Source organism: Paenibacillus sp. J22FR83, assembly GCF_059691955.1.
Map to the genome: position 1 here is coordinate 24,107 of NZ_JCAUAM010000002.1, position 18,149 is coordinate 42,255.

An 18,149-nucleotide genomic window follows, 5' to 3' on the forward strand; every position below is an offset into this window, starting at 1 on the left:
GGGCATGGAGTCTTCAACGCGATTGAGTCAGCTCTTGGACGAGCTGGCTATAGCATTGACTGCCGGCGATGGGTCGCCGACGATTAATAAGCAAGCCTTGGCGGAGCACATTGCTGAGAACGAGCTTGAAGGAGCAGAAGCTGCTCCTTCTTGGCTTATCGATCTTCTCGCCGCAGTGAACGCTCGAAAGGTCACAGGTCATTGGATTGACTTCACACGGGGGACGGGTGATGACACGAACGTCTTCGACTTCATCCGCCACCTGCATGACGTGCTTCCTATTAAGTATGAGAATAATGAGGAAAGCTGGTTGCTGACCTTTCCGCAGCTTGGGTTGGAAGCTTGCATTTCGTTAGAAGGTTCTTGCTACAAGGTGAGTGGTATCGGCGATACGTGGGAATTAGAGGATGCGTTGAACGAGTAAAAGGCAGTCCCCGAGGCTACTTGGGGACTGCCTTTGTTTTTGGACGCTCGGTGGGCGCGCGGGACGATTTAGTGATGATTTTCATCACTAATGCAGCTAGTTGCGACGCTCGGTGGGCGCGCGGGACGATTTAGTGATGTTTTTCATCACTAATGCGGGCAGTTTCGACGCTCAACCGGCGCGCGGGACGATTTAGTGATGATTTTCATCACTAATGCGGCTAGTTGAGACGCTCGGTGGGCGCGCGGGACGATTTAGTGATGTTTTTCATCACTAATGCGGGCAGTTGAGACGCTCAGTGGGCGCGTGGGGCGATTTAGTGATGATTTTCATCACTAATGCGGCTAGTTGCGACGCTCGGTGGGCGCGCAGGGCGATTTAGTGATGTTTTTCATCACTATTGCGGCTAGTTGCGACGCTCGGTGGGCGCGCGGGGCGATTTAGTGATGTTTTTCATCACTATTGCGGCTAGTTGCGACGCTCAGTGGGCGCGCGGGGCCATTTAGTGATGTTTTTCATCACTATTGCGCAAGGACTTCGGACTTAGCCCTCAGTCCTTATACGGATCAAACTCATCCGCTCCAGCCATACAAACACCGATTGGCTTCAACACGTGCAGAACCTCAATCGTCTCCGCATGCGCGGCCAGCACATCTTCCAGCTTCCGATACACAAACGGGCTCTCGTCCGTGCCCGCGCCGCGAAGCTCCACGCCGTAATCGTTGACCGCATTCCTCATGCGATCTTCCGATATTTGCCCGCCGCTGCGGGAGCGGGTTTTCCAGTTCATTTTGCCGGCAGCCTGCGTACGACTCATTACTCTGCCAGCGCCATGCACCGTGCTGTAGTAAGAATCCCGATTCTCATCGGTATCTTTCCCTCTGACAATCACGGAGATATCGCACATGCTGCCCCCGATAAAGCCCAGTTGTCCTGGCGCAGAAGGCGTAGCCCCTTTCCGAACTACTATCGCCTCCTGACCATTATGAATCTCTTTCCATGCAAAATTATGATGATTATGCACCGTGTAATCCGCTTCTGCACCCAAAATAGCCAATACTTGCTCCATTACATAATCTCGCCCCGCATAGGCATACAGCCCTGCTAGCTTCATGGCCCTGTAGTACATGTCCCCCATTTCGCTCGACAAATCTAAGAGAATCGGCGGTTGATCCATCTTTTCACCTGGTGCGTTGCCCAGAAAGTCACGGCCAGCCGTCAGATTAATGAAGCCGCTCGCTGTTTTATGACCGAACCCGCGGCTGCCAAAGTGATTGGCCACCCACACTCGACCCGTGCTCACTTCCTCAAACACATCCACGAAATGATTCCCACTGCCTACCGTTCCAAGCTGATCACGAGCGAGTGCCTTTAACTTGTCGTGCTCTTGTTTGCCGATTGCTTTATACACATCCCAATCGGGGTCATCGAACAAATCATGATCAACCTTCTCATTGTTGACACGTCCGATACCGAATGAAATTTTGCGAGCAATTTGATCCATCATCCCCGCCATGCGAGGCTTCAAATCGGAAGCCATTAGATTCGTTCTGACGGCTTTATTCCCACAAGCAATATCATAACCTACCCCTGATGGCGATAATTGACCATCGTATACTACAACCCCGCCTATTGGCTGGCTGTACCCTTTATGATGATCAGCCATAAGAAGCGTCTGAATGACTCTTCCTGTTTCTGAACATGTTCTTGCTTGTGACAAAGCGCCTTCATCGGGTTGCCCCCAGACGCGTACCCCATTAATATTTTGATAGGCCATGCTGTTCAGCTCCTGTAATAAAAATTGTAAACCCTATCCCCATACTTCCTTCAATGCCTCACGAAACAACTCGTCGAGCTGCCCCTCTTGACCGCCCTCACCAATCTTCATGGTAGGCGCCATTTGATCATAGTAGGCGATTCTCTCTTCTAAGAACTCATTGATCGGATTGATTCTTGGCTCATAATCCATTTCGTCACCGGCTATTTTACGAATAAGCAGTTCTTGAATAGCAATCTTCAGCGGACTACCCGTTGGCACTAGGTTATCGACAAGTACTTGAAATTCAATCGGCGGCATTGCGTTATTGCGCTCAATCCATTCACAGGCTAAGATCGGTCGCAGGACATAGAAATACTTTTTGATTTTGACATGATCCCCCTGCAAGTATTCCCGATAATTCCCCTTGGCCATGTGCAAGTAGTGATGCATACAAGACTTCGGCGAGAAGGTTAAAGGCGAAATGCGGCGTATCTGATCAGCTATCGAGAAATTCTCCATATACGGGATGGGTGACTGTAACCACTCAAGTAATGGCGGATTCGACTTACGGAACAGATTCAGAGCTTTCTTCAAATCCCAGCCATTGATATCCAACATGTCGCTAATCGGCTGCTCGATGACATCGCGTTTCTCATAAATGGATAGATACCAGTCCACTGGCCTCATATATATAAATCTTACGTCATAGTCGCTGTCTTTGGACGGGAAGCCCCATGCTCGACTGCCCGATTCACAGGCATACAGGATGCGAACGCCTTCTTCTCTCTCGATCCGTTTCAATTCTGCTAGGATGTGTTGCTGACTAACTGACATGTGCTTCTCCCCCTTTGGTACTTGTATGTATTACATATCTTCGCTCATTTCTCCCCCATCGAACATGGCGAAAGTATTACGACAACAGAGAAAGTTTACCATTTCGCCCAAATCCATCCCCTGTTACAATGGAAATATCATGTAGATGAGACGGAGGATTGCGACGGTGGCTAAGGAAAGCTTTGATAAAGAAATCCAGTTTCTGCGCATGCTCGTACTGACGAGTGGTGCCTATAATAGACAGCAGTTTTCAGAGCGACTTGGCATTTCGATCCATACCTTTGACAAGACGATTCGACGGTTAAAAGAAATCGTAAGCTCCACTTATCAACACTTACCGCAAGAGGAGCGCAAGGAGTTCGCTGAAACGATTCGCTTCAGCTATTACGAATCCACCGATCCGATGCTGCTGTTCTTATTTCGGGCCAAATCCCTGAAGGAATCAGAATCTCAGCGGATTTCGCTGCTTCTAGCCGCGATGAACGAACAAGCTTGGACAGCCATGGAGCTGTTGGACATCTGTTGTACCAGTCAATCTTCCGAGCTTTCTTTGCCTGATGAGAAAACGATTCGCTCCGACCTCAAGTATTTGGAAGAAGTTGGCGTCATTTCAAAGCAAGCAGGTGCTCGTCCCTATCGCTACCGCATCCAAAACGACTTGATCTACGGACTATCGGACGATGAGCTCTACGATCTCTATGATTTCGTAGATGTCATGGCGAACACGCAGGTTCCGTCTGTTCAAGGCTACTTGCTGCGCGATGGTTTGAAGAAGCATCTGGTTCGCCAACAGGTGGAGAAGCATGCTATGGAGCCTTTTTTATATAAATATCACTACTATTCCCGCATCTTGGATGAGGCTCATCTGTTCACGATCCTAAGTGCGATCCGCAGTCGTCGTAAGGTTCGATTCTTATATTTTTCACCTAAGTCCGAGAAAAGCTATGCTTCCAAGAACACCAACCCGCTATTCGAGCGGGATACGAACGGCAAAGTGGAGAAAACGCTCCCCTTGAAAGTGGTCTACGATCACCAATATGGACGCTGGTATCTTCTCGCCAATGGCAGAGAGGGGATTCGGAAATATCGCTTGGAAGGAATCACGCAGATCGAAGAGGATGAATTCGTTGACGAAGATGTTTTTGAAAATCGATCCGCCGAGCTTCAGGAGAAAATTCGCTATAGCTGGCTGATTGACACGGGGCAGCCTGTCACGGTTCGTGCCCGATTTTACAATCCAGAGGGCTCTGCACCTAACTTTGTTAAGGAGCGTGTTATGCTGCAGGGGCAATGGGGGCAAATTGTGCAGGAAGAGGAGCATTCTTTTATCTATGAGATTCTCGTGAACGGGACGACTGAAATTAAGCCATGGCTGCGCAGCTTCGGGTCTAGCTGTGAAATTCTCGAGCCGACTCAGTTCCGCAGGGAAATGATTGCCGAATGGAAGGAGATTCAAGCTTATTATGAATCTGTTTGAGAAGATTTTTAACTACCAAATTATTTCCCGGTTAGAGGATTCGGGTACGTTCATGGTTACTTCGCACGAGCGGTCGTGGCTCAAAACAATGCTTGGGCATCCTGCGGCTGATGAGGCTTTCACTCCCGAAACATTGGATAAACTACGCTTGATCCTAGCACAAGATCAGGTCATGGACGTCTCGGACTATCTCATTGAGAAGGCCCGCAGCAGGGAGAAACAGGTCTATCACCCACTTCTGCGGTTGTTACGCAGGCTTATCACGGAGAGGAGCGGCATACGCTTAAACTACGAGATTAAGAACGGACGTATTCAGTCCGACCAAACCGGGCTGCCTTATAAATTAGAGTACTCCATGGTCAAAAGGGAATGGTACCTGCTATGGTTTGATTTTCGACATCACATGTTCATGCGTACGAAATTAGATAAGATTACTTCGCTCACACCAGAAGCATTGAAAACTATGGAGGCAGATAGCGTTCAGGCGAAAATTAAGAGAGCTTTGGACGCGCGGAAAGGCGAAGCTGTTCTCGAGGTCGTTCGGGATTACAATCGAGAATTGTCTCGTATTCTATACGCCCTCTCTAGTTTTGAGAAAGACGTTGCTTACGACACCGAGCATGATATGTATCGAGTTAGAGTCGTGATTCTTGGTGACGAAACGGAGTATCTCCTCTCCAAAATCCGCTTTCTCGGGAAGCGAGTTCGTGTGGTCGAGGGGGATTTTCTGAAAAGACGCATGCTGGAGTCGGCGACGAAGGCTTTGGCGCGTTACGGGGTAAGTTCGGTTAGTGAGGAACAGGAGGGAGCTATATAAAACCTGCGGATGAATGGGATGATCGTCATAAAAGCAAAACCGGAAGATCAAAATCGCACATTTGGATTGCCATTGCTGGAGCCGTGTTTATTATTTCAGGAGGGCTATTCTTGATGTGGCTTTCCATTAAACATTTTTTGATACAGATTTGTGAGATCACGCATTGTTAGCAGAGGATTCAGACGATTCGTATTAAATGGAAAATGTACAGCTATTTACGAGCTTTTTCTATCAAAAGTCGATTTAACTGGAAAATATGACGTTAATTTCACCTATTTTCGTTCATATCGGCTAGTTATATACAATTAACTGTATATTTTCCATCTATTGTGCATTTTTACGAAAAACACTGAAATTCAACTGTATATTTTCCATCTATTTGCCGCTGGTGCACCGCATGCGATACAAGCACTCACTCTACTCCACTGTCAACCAGCATATTCCCATCCCCCAAAATATAAAAAAGGACATGCACTCACGGGAAATCCCCGCTGTACATGTCCTTCCTTATGGCTCATTCTTCTTCTAGTACCCTTTTAGTTTAAAAGATTAGAAATGACTTGCGCGCTTTCAGCGCGCGTCATCAGCTCCTGTGGAGCAAATTGATTCGCACTGCGTCCTTGAATCAAACCGACTGCTTGCGCAGCACTTACTGCGTTTTGTGCCCACTCTTGAATTTGAGCATGATCACTAAACGAGTTAGTGTTTGTCAAGGATACTTTCTTGCCTTTCATGAATTCGTAGGCACGAACGGTCATAACGGCCATTTCTTCACGTGTAATCGCGTCGTCAGGTGCAAATGTATCTTCACTGCGGCCGAATACGATACCCGCTTCATTCACTTGAGCAATTGCCTCTGCATACCATGCCCCACGCTGTACATCCTTAAATGGAGCGTTGTTTACAGCTTTCAAACCTAGCGTACGTGCAAGCATAGCTGCAAATTGCGCCCGTGTCACGTTTCCTTCAGGATTAAATTCCGTTTCCGTAACACCATCAATGATATGCTTTGCCGCCATGTTCTTAATTACACTGCTAGCCCATGAAGACGAGCTTACATCAGTAAATGTTTTGTTAAACTCCAGGACAGCGTATTGACTGAAATGTGTTATCTTAACGGTCATCACGCCATTAACCAAAGTCCCACCCACATATTGAATGGTGCCGTCTGCTGCGATGTAGTACACGCCTAACAGATTAGGATCCGCATTCGGATTGACTTTAAACGAAACTACCAAAGGCTCCATAAACGTTGTTACAGGTACATGAGTTCCGTCCGTTGTAACCATATTTAAGTTGAAATCATAGACTTCACTTGCCGTGGCTAAACGAGCAGAACCGTTAATCGCCTGATGATTGATAAGATTCGTCACACGGTCTTTAGAAGCAACCGTTGCTGAGAAGCTAATTTGAGCACCTTCAGCTTGCGTGCCAGTAACAGTTCCATGGATATTTTTGAGCGCTTCTTTAGAGAATTCGATTGTAAAATCTTTCTGCACGAGTTGAAGGCTATGATCCCCAACTAGGTCAATAATACGACTTGGCAGGAGTACAGTATCTTTACCATCTTCGATTTGAGCTGTAATCGTACCCGCAACTGCCGCAGGTAAATCCGTCTCTTTTATTACTTGAGTAGTCGTCGGCTCTTGTGTTGTTGGAGTCTCAGTTGCATTTGGCGTCTCCTGTGTATTAGGCGTTTCCGGATCCGGCGTTTGTGGTTGCTCTTGAGCGGCCACAATGACTGTACGCGTTACTTCCACAGCTGCATTACCCGCAGCATCACTCACGTTGTAGTGGTACGTGTACGTTCCCGCTACTGTTGTGTTGATCGTCGTTCCGCTATACACGCCGTTATATACATTGCTGGTAACTGTCGTCACGATACTTCCTGTGAGATTGCCATCGCGATCATCTGCAGCTGTAGCTCCCGCATCACTGTAACTTGCCCCATTAGCTACCTGTATAATCGCATCTCCATTTAGCGTTATGCTTGGCTTCGTTACGTCAGGATTCTCCGATATCTTCACTGTGCGCGTTACTTCCACAGCTGCATTACCCGCAGCATCATTCACATTGTAATGATACGTGTACGTTCCCGCTACCGATGTGTTAATCGTCGTTCCGCTATACACGCCACTATATACATTGCTGGTAACTGTCGTCACGATACTTCCTGTGAGATTGCCATCGCGATCATCTGTAGCTGTAGCTCCCGCATCCACATAAGTTGAGCCTACGGCAAGATTCACCACAGCTTCACCAACTAGTGAAATGACAGGTTTAGTTGTATCTAAAGCTGTAATTGTGCCGTTAATTACACTCGTTGCATCCGCATTGCCTTTAGATAACACAACATTGAATGTAAAGTTGCCGTCCGTATCTCCACTTGCGGATTGGAGAGAAGCGTAGGTAATTTCTCCAACCGTAACACCAGTCTCATTCAAGCCAGTTAATGCAGGAATGGTCTGACCTAACCATAACTTAACGGAACTCTCCGTGTTGGCAATCATTTTGTCAACGTGATAAGTTGCGGTGTCGATAATGCTTTTGGCAGTATCAACAGCTTGTTGGTCAGCTGGATTTACGACTTTCTTCGCTACACCTAGATAGCTAATCAATGCAGCTTGATTTCCTGAATAAGTATTATTAACTGTGTATTTAACGGTTCCGTCTGTAGGAAGGCTAAAATCATAAGAAACCGCCGTACCATCAGGTCCTGCGACTAAGCCACTTCGTACAGTCTTTGTTACGAGTTGCCCTCCGGCATCTGGGTAGCTCAAGGTAATGTCCATTGTACGGGACGTATTATTCCACCAATCCCGATGGAAGGATGTCACTGTGTACTTGCCTGCTGTCAAAGGAAGCACATACACGAGTGGGTTATTCCTCGTATCTGAACCATAGACACCTGTTTGACTCTTGTCCGTTGCGACAACCGCACCTGTGATCGTTTTGTACTTGTAATTCGCATCGGTTGGCGTATGCCCCCAAACCGTATCGCTTGTCGATGGTTGATCTGCCTTATCGTTGAGCAAGCCTGCGCCCACCAAATTCTTAATGGCTGTAAAAGGTGGCGTTACATCGCCAACGACGCCAGCGTCGATAAAGTATACTAAATCACTAGGGATTACCTCCACTTGTACATTCACAAAGAGGTTCTTGCCGCCAACAATCTCCCCTTTGATTGACGTAGTGGAATATGGCGTCATAAATCTACTTGCTGTATTGTTGACCCAGTTAATATTAGCATCCACGTTAGTCGTACCATCAGCAAGTGTAACTGAAATACTTGTTGGCAGACCCGCAACAGCCTCGCCTACTTTGGTAGCAACGACTGTGGCATAAGCTCCAGTCACAGTTACAGGTTGCTTTTTCAATCTTAGTGCATCTAAAGCAGCCTGAAGTTTCGTCATTGCAGAATCAATGGCATATTGGCTTGCCGCAGCATCTGCCAGCACAGCTTGCGCCTCAATCAACGCGGTTGTGAACGCTGTCCACTCCGTAGGCATGTAGTCCGCCTCAGCATAGCCACTTACCTGTGAGATTAAGGAAGTAAGCGCCGCTTTGGAAACTGTGCCATAGATCGCACCCATGATATCGATGGCGTCGATGGAAATGCTACCATCCTTCATCACAACCTTCAAGGTGTGAGGTCCATTAGACAGTCCACGATAGGCGTAGGTGTTCGTACGATTGATAGTAGCTGCTGGAATGACAACATTCGAATCAACGAGTGTGTTATCCACATACATATCGAGTGTTCCGCTGCCTGTATCACCTACGAGATTAAATCCTGTCCCTGTAAAAGGCAGTTCCAAATACGTAGGAGCTGTATTGTCGGCTTTCACTACGGCTTTCGAAATCGAAATGTAGTTGCCTGCGCCGGAGGCTGCAGCCGTTTTGACAATTTTTATCGTATGCGTCCCAGGTGTAAGACCCGTTACTGCGTAGATTTGCTGCTCAGCAGAACCGTTATTGAACTTAAAGTCTTGCAAAACGCGCTTAGAAACATCGTTCGTATAGCCAGGTGCATCATCCAGATAAACATCCATTCTGGCTACTGAATTTGTCCCTTGCTGATTGCCGTAGACCGCAATGCTCGTTCCGTTAAAGGTGAATGAAGCATAACTGCCATTCTCTCCTGCCCAAGCATTAGAAGTATTCGAGCTCCATGCTGAAGTATTTCCACTATTTCTTACTAAGTACCACCGATTCGGTGTCCCCTCAATTAACGTAGAACTACTAGGCAAGATCGTCGTTCCGCTTGTTGTAATCGTGCGGTTAATTCGACCTGCACCACCTGATAGACTATGCCCCCATGGCATGCTGCCTTCATGATAGGATATACGGGAATCAAGATCGTCCACACGATCTGTTGCATAAGGTACATAACCATTAACAGCTTCTACCTTCAAATTGTCGAAAATCGACTGGCGAACACTGCTCTGAATCATGACTTGCCCAGAAAGTGGTGCGCCGCTAGCCGTATCCGTGTAACTAGTGAGGATCTTACCATCTATCGTAGCTGTGATGAATTTCTCTGCTGCTTTAATAGAAATATGGTGCCACGCACTAGCATCAAAGTTATCCATACTGCCCGATGCCACCGTTGCCGTGAAGCGAATCAGGCGCCAAGTGCCGTCGGCATATACTCGGATTTTATACCCTGACTCTGAATCAGATGTCGTCCCATTCAACGTATGTCGCAAACCTAAAGCAACATAATTTTCACCCGTATGCGTTCCATCCAAATCCATTTTGAAATCAATCGACGTTTCATAATTCGCCCATCGCTCATCACCGAGCACCGTATAGGAGAAAGGCGTTGTAGCCCAAGTGCCTGGTTTATTACCCGAATAGATTATCTGCTTCAAGCCATTAGATCCATCCTTGCCAATGCCTCCATAGACCTCGAAAGCTCCTCCTTGATCTGCCGTATAACGAGGAGTTCCTCCACGGCGTTCAAGGTAGCTTAAACCATTTTGGGCAGGATAGTTGCTGTACTCAAAATCATCTTCATACAGGATAGCCGGGTTGCTGCCAGCAACATCCAATACGCTCTGTGCTGGAATTTGATTGTTTCGCACATAAGGTGTGCGAGCATGCCCTGTGTTTGGATTAGTGACCGTGCTCGTCAAGCTAACCATCGTGTGCGGTTTCACCGTTAGTGTGTACGAATATACATCTCCATTGCTCGTAGCGGTGACATCACTAAGCCGTTGATACCAATTGGCATCGTACGCTTGTCCAGCGTCAGGTCCACGTGTCTCCCACACTTGCAGTGGGTTGCCCGCATGATTAATATTATTTTTCACATCAAATTGGTAATTTGCAACGCGATCACTGTCATTGACCATGACCACAGAGAAATCTTTCTTATCCGGGCTTACTAGGGATAGACGATTATATTCAGCATCTGTAAAGTTGCCGTCCATTTCGCTATTTCCTCTGTTTCCAACAACACCGAAGCTCGCATTCGGAATATACATCCAGTTATTTGCGGCAAATTGGGTAAATTGCATCGTCGTGTTAATGCCCACATCAGGTGTATAGTGACCCGACCACGGATCTTTGGCTGAAATGATTTCCTTGCTGCTGTAGGGAGCGCCGCTATAGAATGCGCTTACAGCAGGTTGAAACATATAATGCGTACGTTTTCCTTGTGTATACATCGCAATGAAACGCCCAGCAATGTCTAGCGCACTACCGACACCGCCGAATACACTATCCGAATTGGCACGATATTTGGCTGCCGTTTGTGGTGCCACGCCTTCACTGTACCAAACTTCTTTTTGGTTCTGATCATTGACCTTGAGATAGTCAGCGCTAGTTGCCAAGTTATAGTGGTACGCCATTACGTCAACTGCACTCATGAGTTCGGCATCAGCTAGCATTCTGGTTGGTATGTTAAGTGTTGTGTTCTCATCAGAAGCGATAATTTTAATCTTATCGTAGTTAGGGAACGTCGTATCGGCCCGCATACGTTTTGCAAACCATTTAATGAAATTCACATTGGGTGTGCTGGTTTCATTACGATCTGGGTTAATGTAATCGAGCAAATAGCCATATGTATCTTGAATCGCAATTGCGGTATCCTTGTACCATTTGTACATTCGCTCATAGGAAGCTAGTGTAGCAGGCAGTGTTGGATCCGTATTGCCATCGCTCCATGGTTGAACCCAACTTGGCTGAGTCCAGCGGAGTATACTTACTTTCATATTTGGGTTGATGGTCTTGGCATCAGCTGCAAATACGAATCCTGCACCACGCCGAACATTAGCAAGCTCTTCGTCAGAACGCTTCGTCGCTGGCTCCGTTCCAGATGACGTGTTGGAATCGTTGCCCATCTCGATCTTGATGTCATTGATGCCAGCACCTGTATCTTGATTGAATAATCCATTCATAATTTCCCAATATTGCGCGGGATGTTCTTCCTTATAATCTAAAAGTAAACGGGAAGTATTATTACCGGATACGACACCATAACCTTTAAATGTATTGGCTGGATTCGTATCGGCAGCATCACCATCGATCGTCACAACCTTCAGTGGCGAGTCAGCCGCCAAAGCAGGCTCCATTGGAAATAACGAAATTACCATGAATAATGCGAGGAAAACCGCCATACTCTTTTGTAAATTTTTACGTTGTATCACACAGGTTCACTCCTTTTATTAAAACGAGTATGAAATCTTCATGATCACCTTGGACCTACAAAATACTGTAAGCGCTTTAAATTAACTCCCTTCTACTTTCGATAATTTGTTAGTCTGTATACGCCATGTTGTTGTGCTTTCGTCATTATATAAGTATTAAGAATGGCAGATAAGAAAATAAATTAACCAAATTGTCTCATATTTTTACCTTTTTCAAAAAATGAAAAGGGAGAATCTACAGCAAAAAAAAGCCAATCTACCACCGATGAGGCTTGCTGTGCAAGTTATCGGGTACATTGGCTTTTTTTATTACGGACGCTATACGGGCGCCTCATCACATTTTCTATTTCAAGCCTGTCGTTGCAATCCCATCAATAAATTTCTTCTGAGCGAAGAAAAATACGAGTAGGAGTGGAACGGTAGCCATGACAGATGCTGCCATTAATAAGTGCCAGTCCGTTCCTGCTGTATCCGTGAATAATTTCATAGCAATTGGTAGTGTAAACAACTTGGAGGAGCTGATGTAGATTAACGGATCAAGGAAATCTTCCCAACTGTGTAAGAAGGTGAAAATCGATAATGTCGCGAATGCTGGTGTTGCCATTGGCACCATAATGCGCCAAAAGGTCTGCCACGGCGTACTGCCATCCATTTCGGCCGCTTCATCCAGCTCCATTGGAATTGTAATATAAAATTGACGAAGCAAGAACACTCCGAAGATACCGCCTGCTCCTAGCATAGGTGGGATAATTAACGGGAAGTGATTATTGACTAGCCCTAGCTTAGAGAACCAGATAAAGTTCGGAATAATCGTAACCTCATTCGGAATCATCATCCCGCTTAGAAGAATAAGGAAGAACACATTTTTGAATGGAAAATTAATCTTCGCAAAAGCAAATCCTGCTAGCGCTCCAAAAATGCACGTTCCAACGGTTACTACAATTGCGATGTACAGACTATTCGCATAATGCGTTACAAATAAGGGCTGTACGGTAAACACTTGCGAATAATTGGACCATACAATCGGACTTGGGATCCATTGGGGAGGAAACGAAAATATTTTCGTTTGATCCTTAAGTGATGTGGTCAGCATCCAGACAAACGGCATCAAAATGACGGCGGAGACAATCGTTAGTAACACATACGTCAAGCCATTACCAAGATATCTGAGAGATTTATTGCTCATGATGCACCCACCTTTTTCTGAAGTTCCATTGAACCATGGTAAGTACGAGTATTAAGAAGAAGAGAATAAACGCAACAGCAGATGCGTAACCAAGATCATAGGTTTTGAAGGCTAGCTTATAGATGTAATAAACAAGCACACTTGTACTATTCCCAGGCCCGCCATCAGTCATAACGCTAATCTGTGAGAACACTTTCAGTGAACCGATTAAGGTAATGATTAATGTTAGGAATAACGAAGGCGAAATCATGGGTAATGTAATTCTCGTGAACTGCTTCCATTTCGATGCACCATCAATCGTAGCAGCTTCATAATACATTTTGGGTACATCCTGCAAGGCCGCGAGGAAGATCACCATGTTCATTCCTACTTTTTTCAAAACACTGACGAGAATAACAACTGGCATCACAAGCGTCGTATTGTACATCCAAGCAGGACCCGTAATGCCGAAGAAATGAAGGATCTGATTGACTAATCCAGCATCTGTAGCAAATACGTATTTCCACACGATAGCCCAAACAATAATAGATGTGACGACAGGCGTGAAAATAGCCGTTCGGAAGATGCCAACACCAGGGAGTTTCGTCGATAACAATAAAGCAAGTCCTAGAGCAAGCATGAGATTAAGCGGAATCAGCCCTGCCGAGAAAAACAAGGTATGCTTCACAGACGACCAGAACAGTTCATCCTTCGCTATAATTTTCACATAGTTGTCTGCACCAACAAATTTCGTCGCATGCAGAAGCGAATAATTCGTGAAGCTAAGTCCAAACGCACTAATGATCGGTCCAGCCATGAAAATCAAGAACCCCAGCATCATCGGTGCAATAAATAGATAGCCATAGATCGCATTTCTGCGTTTTATTCGACTGAAAGTGTTTCTTTTTTTCGTAACTACGGTTGCTGCTGGCACCTCAACGGGTGCTGTTCTATACGTATCCATGGTGTTCGCTCCACTCCTTTGTGAAACAGTGGCCAAGCTGTTTGAGCTTAGCCACAATCTCTAATCCGATCCGATTATTCCGCTAGAATAGCATTAACATCCGTTTCCAGCTTTTTAAAGATTTCTGGAATTGTTCCTGTTTGCGAATAGATCGCATCGAAGTGCAGCTTCATTTTGTCATCAATTTTTTGGAAATTAACGAAGCCTTGACGTACACGGCCAGCAGCCATTTGATCGATAACCGCCATTTTCATGCTCTCAGCAGAAGGGCCTTGTTTCAAGAAACCGTCTGAATTCAGAACGGATTTACGGCTTGGCACGAAGAATTGGGACGTGATCGCCGTGTTTTCTTTATTACTTAAAAACTTAACAAACTCTATCGCTTCAGCTGTGTTGTTGTTTCCTTTGGGAACCATATAAGCGGCATAACCTAGCGTTGTTCCTTGTCCACCTGCTGCCTTCGGCATCGGTGCAATATCCCATTCGAAATCTTTGATTGCTTTCGCTTTCCCCATATAGCTTAGCAAATCTTGTTGCATACCAATTTTGCCAGATTCGAATCCTGTTTGATCTCCCGGCTTCGGATGAACCTTCGTTTTGAACATAGAATCACTGAAGAATTGCAGAGCTTGCTGGCCTTGCGGTGTATTCAAAGCAACTTTCTTGCCATCTTTGGTGAAGAAGTCAGAACCGTATGCCCAAACCAACGTTTGAAGCGACTCCAGCCAGCTTCTTCCCCAGCCACCCGGACGAACCAGGTTCATCCCGTAGATCCCTTTATCCGGTTGAGTAATGGCGATCGCAGCTTTGTTCATTTCATCATAAGTCCAGTTGCCCTCTTTATAGAGTTCAGTAGGTGTTTTCAAGTTCTTCTCTTTAAATAATTTCTTATTGTAATAGATCATGTTTGGTGGTGTTGAGAAAGGCACACCATACAATTTGTCATTTTTGGTCACTAAATCTAAAGTGGATGGGATGAGATCGCTTGCATCATACGACGTATCTTTCTTAATGGCAGAAATATCTTCCATCTGCCCTGCTTCAAGAAATTGTGGAATCCCTCTTTCAAGCATCCATATAACATCTGGCGCTGTTTTGGAAGCAAACATAACTGACATTTTCTGTAAGTAATCTGCGGATGGAATAATCATGATTTCGACACTTACGTTTGGCTTTGTCTTCCTGTAATTCGCGATCATTTCTTCATACATTTTCTTATGCTCTTCCGTTCCCCAAATGCTAAATGTAAGCTTAACATCTTTCGCCGGTGCCTTCGTCGCATCTGCTGACTTAGAGCTAGCAGGAGCTGTAGAAGCCGTTGATGTCGTTTCTTTCGTAGAGCTGCATCCTGCAATGAAACTACTAACCAACAGCACGGAAGTCGTTAAGAGTAAAGCTTTCTTCATTGTGTTTAGTCCCCTTTTCATCATATGGTGTAAAGCGCTTTCATAACCTTATTATAAACTTTGCCCAATCTCAGGATAACGCCAAAAAATCTATAAAATGTTCAAAATAGCAAGGTCTTCACTTCCCAAAACTAACCGATTACTGATCTCGGAACTCGGATGGCGTACAACCCGTGTTCTGTTTAAATAACGAGGCAAAGTATTTATGATTGGCAATACCACACATCATTGCGATTTCAGAGACTTTGAGTGTCGTTTCTTTCAATAACTTTCTCGCTTTCTCCATACGGAGTTCTGTTACGAAGTCAGACAAATTCTGTCCCGTTTCCCTCTTGAACGTATAGGATAAATATTTCGGGTTCAGATAGACGCGCTCAGCAAGAAACTGTAGAGAAATATCCTGATTGAGATATTCATTCACGAGTTCTCTTACTCTTCGTATTAATAATCGATCCGTATCATCGGTCAATGCAGTCACTGTTGTTGGGGAAGTAGGCTGCGTGGTCATATCAAGCTGCAAACTAATTTTTTGAAGAACTTGGGCCAACTCAACACGTTCGATGGGCTTCAATAAATAATCAGTTACGCCATATCGCAAAGCCTCTCTCGCATAAACGAACTCATCGTACCCGCTAATCACGACAAAAAAGAGACTCGGATGAGACTCTTTCGCTCGCTTAATCAATTCAATTCCGTTCATTTCACTCATACGAATATCGGTAATAATGAGATCTACTTGATCTTGCGTTCTCAACCAATCTAACGCCTCACGGCCATTACTGGCTTCAGTAATTCGCAGTTTCGAGGTAATGACATCTTCAATGATCTTCTTAAGACCTTGTCTAATTTTCTGTTCATCTTCAACTAACAAAATATTCATCCCATTATTCCTCCCATTGAAACGGTATATGAATGCAGAAAGATGTCCCTTCCGGACCTGAGTGTGCGATTGATAATCCATACGGCTCACCATATAGAATCACTAAACGCTGATGAATGTTGCGAAGGGCGAATCCTTTCGATCGCTTATTTGAAAGCAAGCCAGATTGTTGACGTTCAGGTTCAACTAAGCGTTGTTCGACTAGCTTCCGACGCTCAGGATTAATACCTTTGCCATCATCTGTGACATAAATATAGAGATCCTGCCCCTCCGCTTTGGAGGTAATCTGTATGGTAATGGGATCTTTGCCAAGACCGTGTTCAATCGCGTTTTCAACTAAAGGCTGAAGAATTAGCTTTGGAACCATGGCATATTCGTGTGAGAAATCCACAAGAATTTCTGCACTCAACCGGTCTTCTAGTCGGAAGCTTTGAATGTTCAAATAATTTTGGACAAACGCCAACTCATCCTTCAAGTATACGAATCTTTCCTGTTTATCTACCGTATATCGCAGGAGCTTTCCTAAGCTTGTGATAACTTGGGATAGCTCGTTATTTTGCTCTTTTACCGCGACCATATTAATGGATTCCAATGTATTGTAGAGAAAATGGGGATTGATCTGACTTTGTAGTGCATTCAATTCCGAATCCTTCTCCCGTAACCTGAGCTCATACATCTCTTTAATCATGATATCTAGCTGAGAAACCATGTTGTTAAAGCCCTCTGTTAAAGAACCAATCTCATCATTTGAATAAACAGTAGCTCTTTCTTGAAAATTACCACCTTGAACACGCCGCATTTTGCGTTGTAAATGATGGACGGGCTTAACCAATCTATTGGATGTAAACAGTGCAGCCCCAAAAGCAAATATGAGCGAGGCGACTGAAATCCATAAGGTGAAGCTCGTCAGCTTACGCGCATCCGTCAGGAGGTCCTCCTTAGGAATCGTACCGATGATCTGCAGGCCACCGTACCCCGTGGTACGCAAGGATGTGATGATATCGGAAGAATTCGAACCCATAATATCATCGAATGATGGAAGCGTACTTTCTTGTGTAAATGGGTAGATCGGCTGCAAGCTTTCATTGAATACATACAATTTACTGTGTGTTGATACTTTAACCGTGGACAAAATTTTCTCAAAGCCCTTACTCGTCAAATCGACTTTCACATAGCCTAGCTCGCGATTCGTAAGCGGATTCTTAATCAATCGTGCAAAAGACAATGCTTCCTTCGGTTTATTCCGATAGTAATTCCACTCCACGGGAGGAAGAATGACGAGTCCACCGTCCTTCTGCTTGACCTGGTCCATCCAATTCGAGGCATTCGGTTCCCAGTTTCCATTGATCGTCTCCGTCAGATTGCTGAACAACGTCCCGTCCAAGGCAAAAATGAATACACCTTCTAACTCCGTTCGATCAATAATAATGGAGGCAATAAGTTTACTCATTTTAACTTCCTCTTCGATGCTTTTATAGCTGCCATTAACTGTAGCGATTTTATGTTTTTCCAAAATTTCTAATAAATTCGTGTCATAATACATCGCAATTGTAATTCGTTCGATATCCTTCACATAGCGCTCTAAATTTATTGATAACTGCTCCACAATTTGATCTGAGTATGTTTTGGCCTCTCGCTCAACATTGGCCGAATACTTCTGATAAGTTAAATAACCGCTGAATAAGAATGGAAGCGTTATCATAAAACAAAATAAGACCAGAAATTTCGTCCGTAAGGACACGAACGGCGATTTATTTATCTTCACAAGCT

The 18,149-nt window shown here is 45.1% G+C and carries 12 protein-coding genes; 4 read left to right on the forward strand and 8 right to left on the reverse strand.

Going from position 1 to position 18,149, the window contains the following annotated elements; genetic code table 11:
• Positions 1-4: 4 nt before the first annotated feature.
• Positions 5-424 (forward strand): hypothetical protein, encoded by a 420-nt coding sequence (locus AC58PV_RS03765; RefSeq protein WP_497430954.1) that lies wholly within the window; start codon positions 5-7, stop codon positions 422-424.
• Positions 425-974: 550 nt separating this feature from the next.
• On the opposite strand, the gene AC58PV_RS03770 is transcribed toward AC58PV_RS03765, so the two are convergent.
• Positions 975-2,201: an RtcB family protein gene (locus AC58PV_RS03770; protein ID WP_497430955.1), complete on the reverse strand. Its 1,227-nt coding sequence runs from the start codon at positions 2,199-2,201 to the stop codon at positions 975-977.
• A 33-nt stretch (positions 2,202-2,234) separates the two neighbouring features.
• Positions 2,235-3,017 carry a nucleotidyltransferase domain-containing protein gene (locus AC58PV_RS03775; RefSeq protein ID WP_497430956.1) on the reverse strand — a complete coding sequence of 261 codons (783 nt, stop codon included), beginning with the start codon at positions 3,015-3,017 and terminating at the stop codon, positions 2,235-2,237.
• Between the two features lie 166 nt (positions 3,018-3,183).
• On the opposite strand from AC58PV_RS03775, the gene AC58PV_RS03780 reads away from it, so the two are divergent.
• The 3 genes from AC58PV_RS03780 to AC58PV_RS03790 are packed head-to-tail and all read left to right on the forward strand — an operon-like array spanning position 3,184 to position 5,481.
• Positions 3,184-4,494, forward strand: coding sequence for a helix-turn-helix transcriptional regulator (locus AC58PV_RS03780; RefSeq protein ID WP_497430957.1), 1,311 nt, complete (start codon positions 3,184-3,186; stop codon positions 4,492-4,494).
• Positions 4,481-5,311 (forward strand): WYL domain-containing protein, encoded by an 831-nt coding sequence (locus tag AC58PV_RS03785; RefSeq protein WP_497430958.1) that lies wholly within the window; start codon positions 4,481-4,483, stop codon positions 5,309-5,311. The genes AC58PV_RS03780 and AC58PV_RS03785 overlap by 14 nt, the downstream gene beginning before the upstream one ends.
• Positions 5,308-5,481 (forward strand): LPXTG cell wall anchor domain-containing protein, encoded by a 174-nt coding sequence (locus tag AC58PV_RS03790; RefSeq protein ID WP_497431371.1) that lies wholly within the window; start codon positions 5,308-5,310, stop codon positions 5,479-5,481. Before AC58PV_RS03785 ends, AC58PV_RS03790 begins: the two co-directional genes overlap by 4 nt.
• A 366-nt stretch (positions 5,482-5,847) precedes the next feature.
• On the opposite strand, the gene AC58PV_RS03795 is transcribed toward AC58PV_RS03790, so the two are convergent.
• The 6 genes from AC58PV_RS03795 to AC58PV_RS03820 all read right to left on the reverse strand — a co-directional run bounded on the left by AC58PV_RS03795 (position 5,848) and on the right by AC58PV_RS03820 (position 18,144).
• Positions 5,848-11,964, reverse strand: coding sequence for an S-layer homology domain-containing protein (locus AC58PV_RS03795; protein WP_497430959.1), 6,117 nt, complete (start codon positions 11,962-11,964; stop codon positions 5,848-5,850).
• Between the two features lie 343 nt (positions 11,965-12,307).
• On the reverse strand, positions 12,308-13,150 hold the full coding sequence (locus AC58PV_RS03800) for a carbohydrate ABC transporter permease (RefSeq protein WP_497430960.1): 843 nt from the start codon (positions 13,148-13,150) through the stop codon (positions 12,308-12,310).
• Positions 13,140-14,093, reverse strand: coding sequence for a carbohydrate ABC transporter permease (locus AC58PV_RS03805; protein WP_497430961.1), 954 nt, complete (start codon positions 14,091-14,093; stop codon positions 13,140-13,142). Before AC58PV_RS03805 ends, AC58PV_RS03800 begins: the two co-directional genes overlap by 11 nt.
• A 74-nt stretch (positions 14,094-14,167) precedes the next feature.
• The gene (locus tag AC58PV_RS03810; RefSeq protein ID WP_497430962.1) at positions 14,168-15,499 is read right to left on the reverse strand and encodes an ABC transporter substrate-binding protein; all 1,332 of its coding nucleotides are present in this window, start codon (positions 15,497-15,499) and stop codon (positions 14,168-14,170) included.
• Positions 15,500-15,638: 139 nt separating this feature from the next.
• Positions 15,639-16,379, reverse strand: coding sequence for a response regulator transcription factor (locus AC58PV_RS03815; RefSeq protein WP_497430963.1), 741 nt, complete (start codon positions 16,377-16,379; stop codon positions 15,639-15,641).
• Between the two features lie 4 nt (positions 16,380-16,383).
• Positions 16,384-18,144, reverse strand: coding sequence for a sensor histidine kinase (locus AC58PV_RS03820; protein WP_497430964.1), 1,761 nt, complete (start codon positions 18,142-18,144; stop codon positions 16,384-16,386).
• Positions 18,145-18,149: the final 5 nt, after the last annotated feature.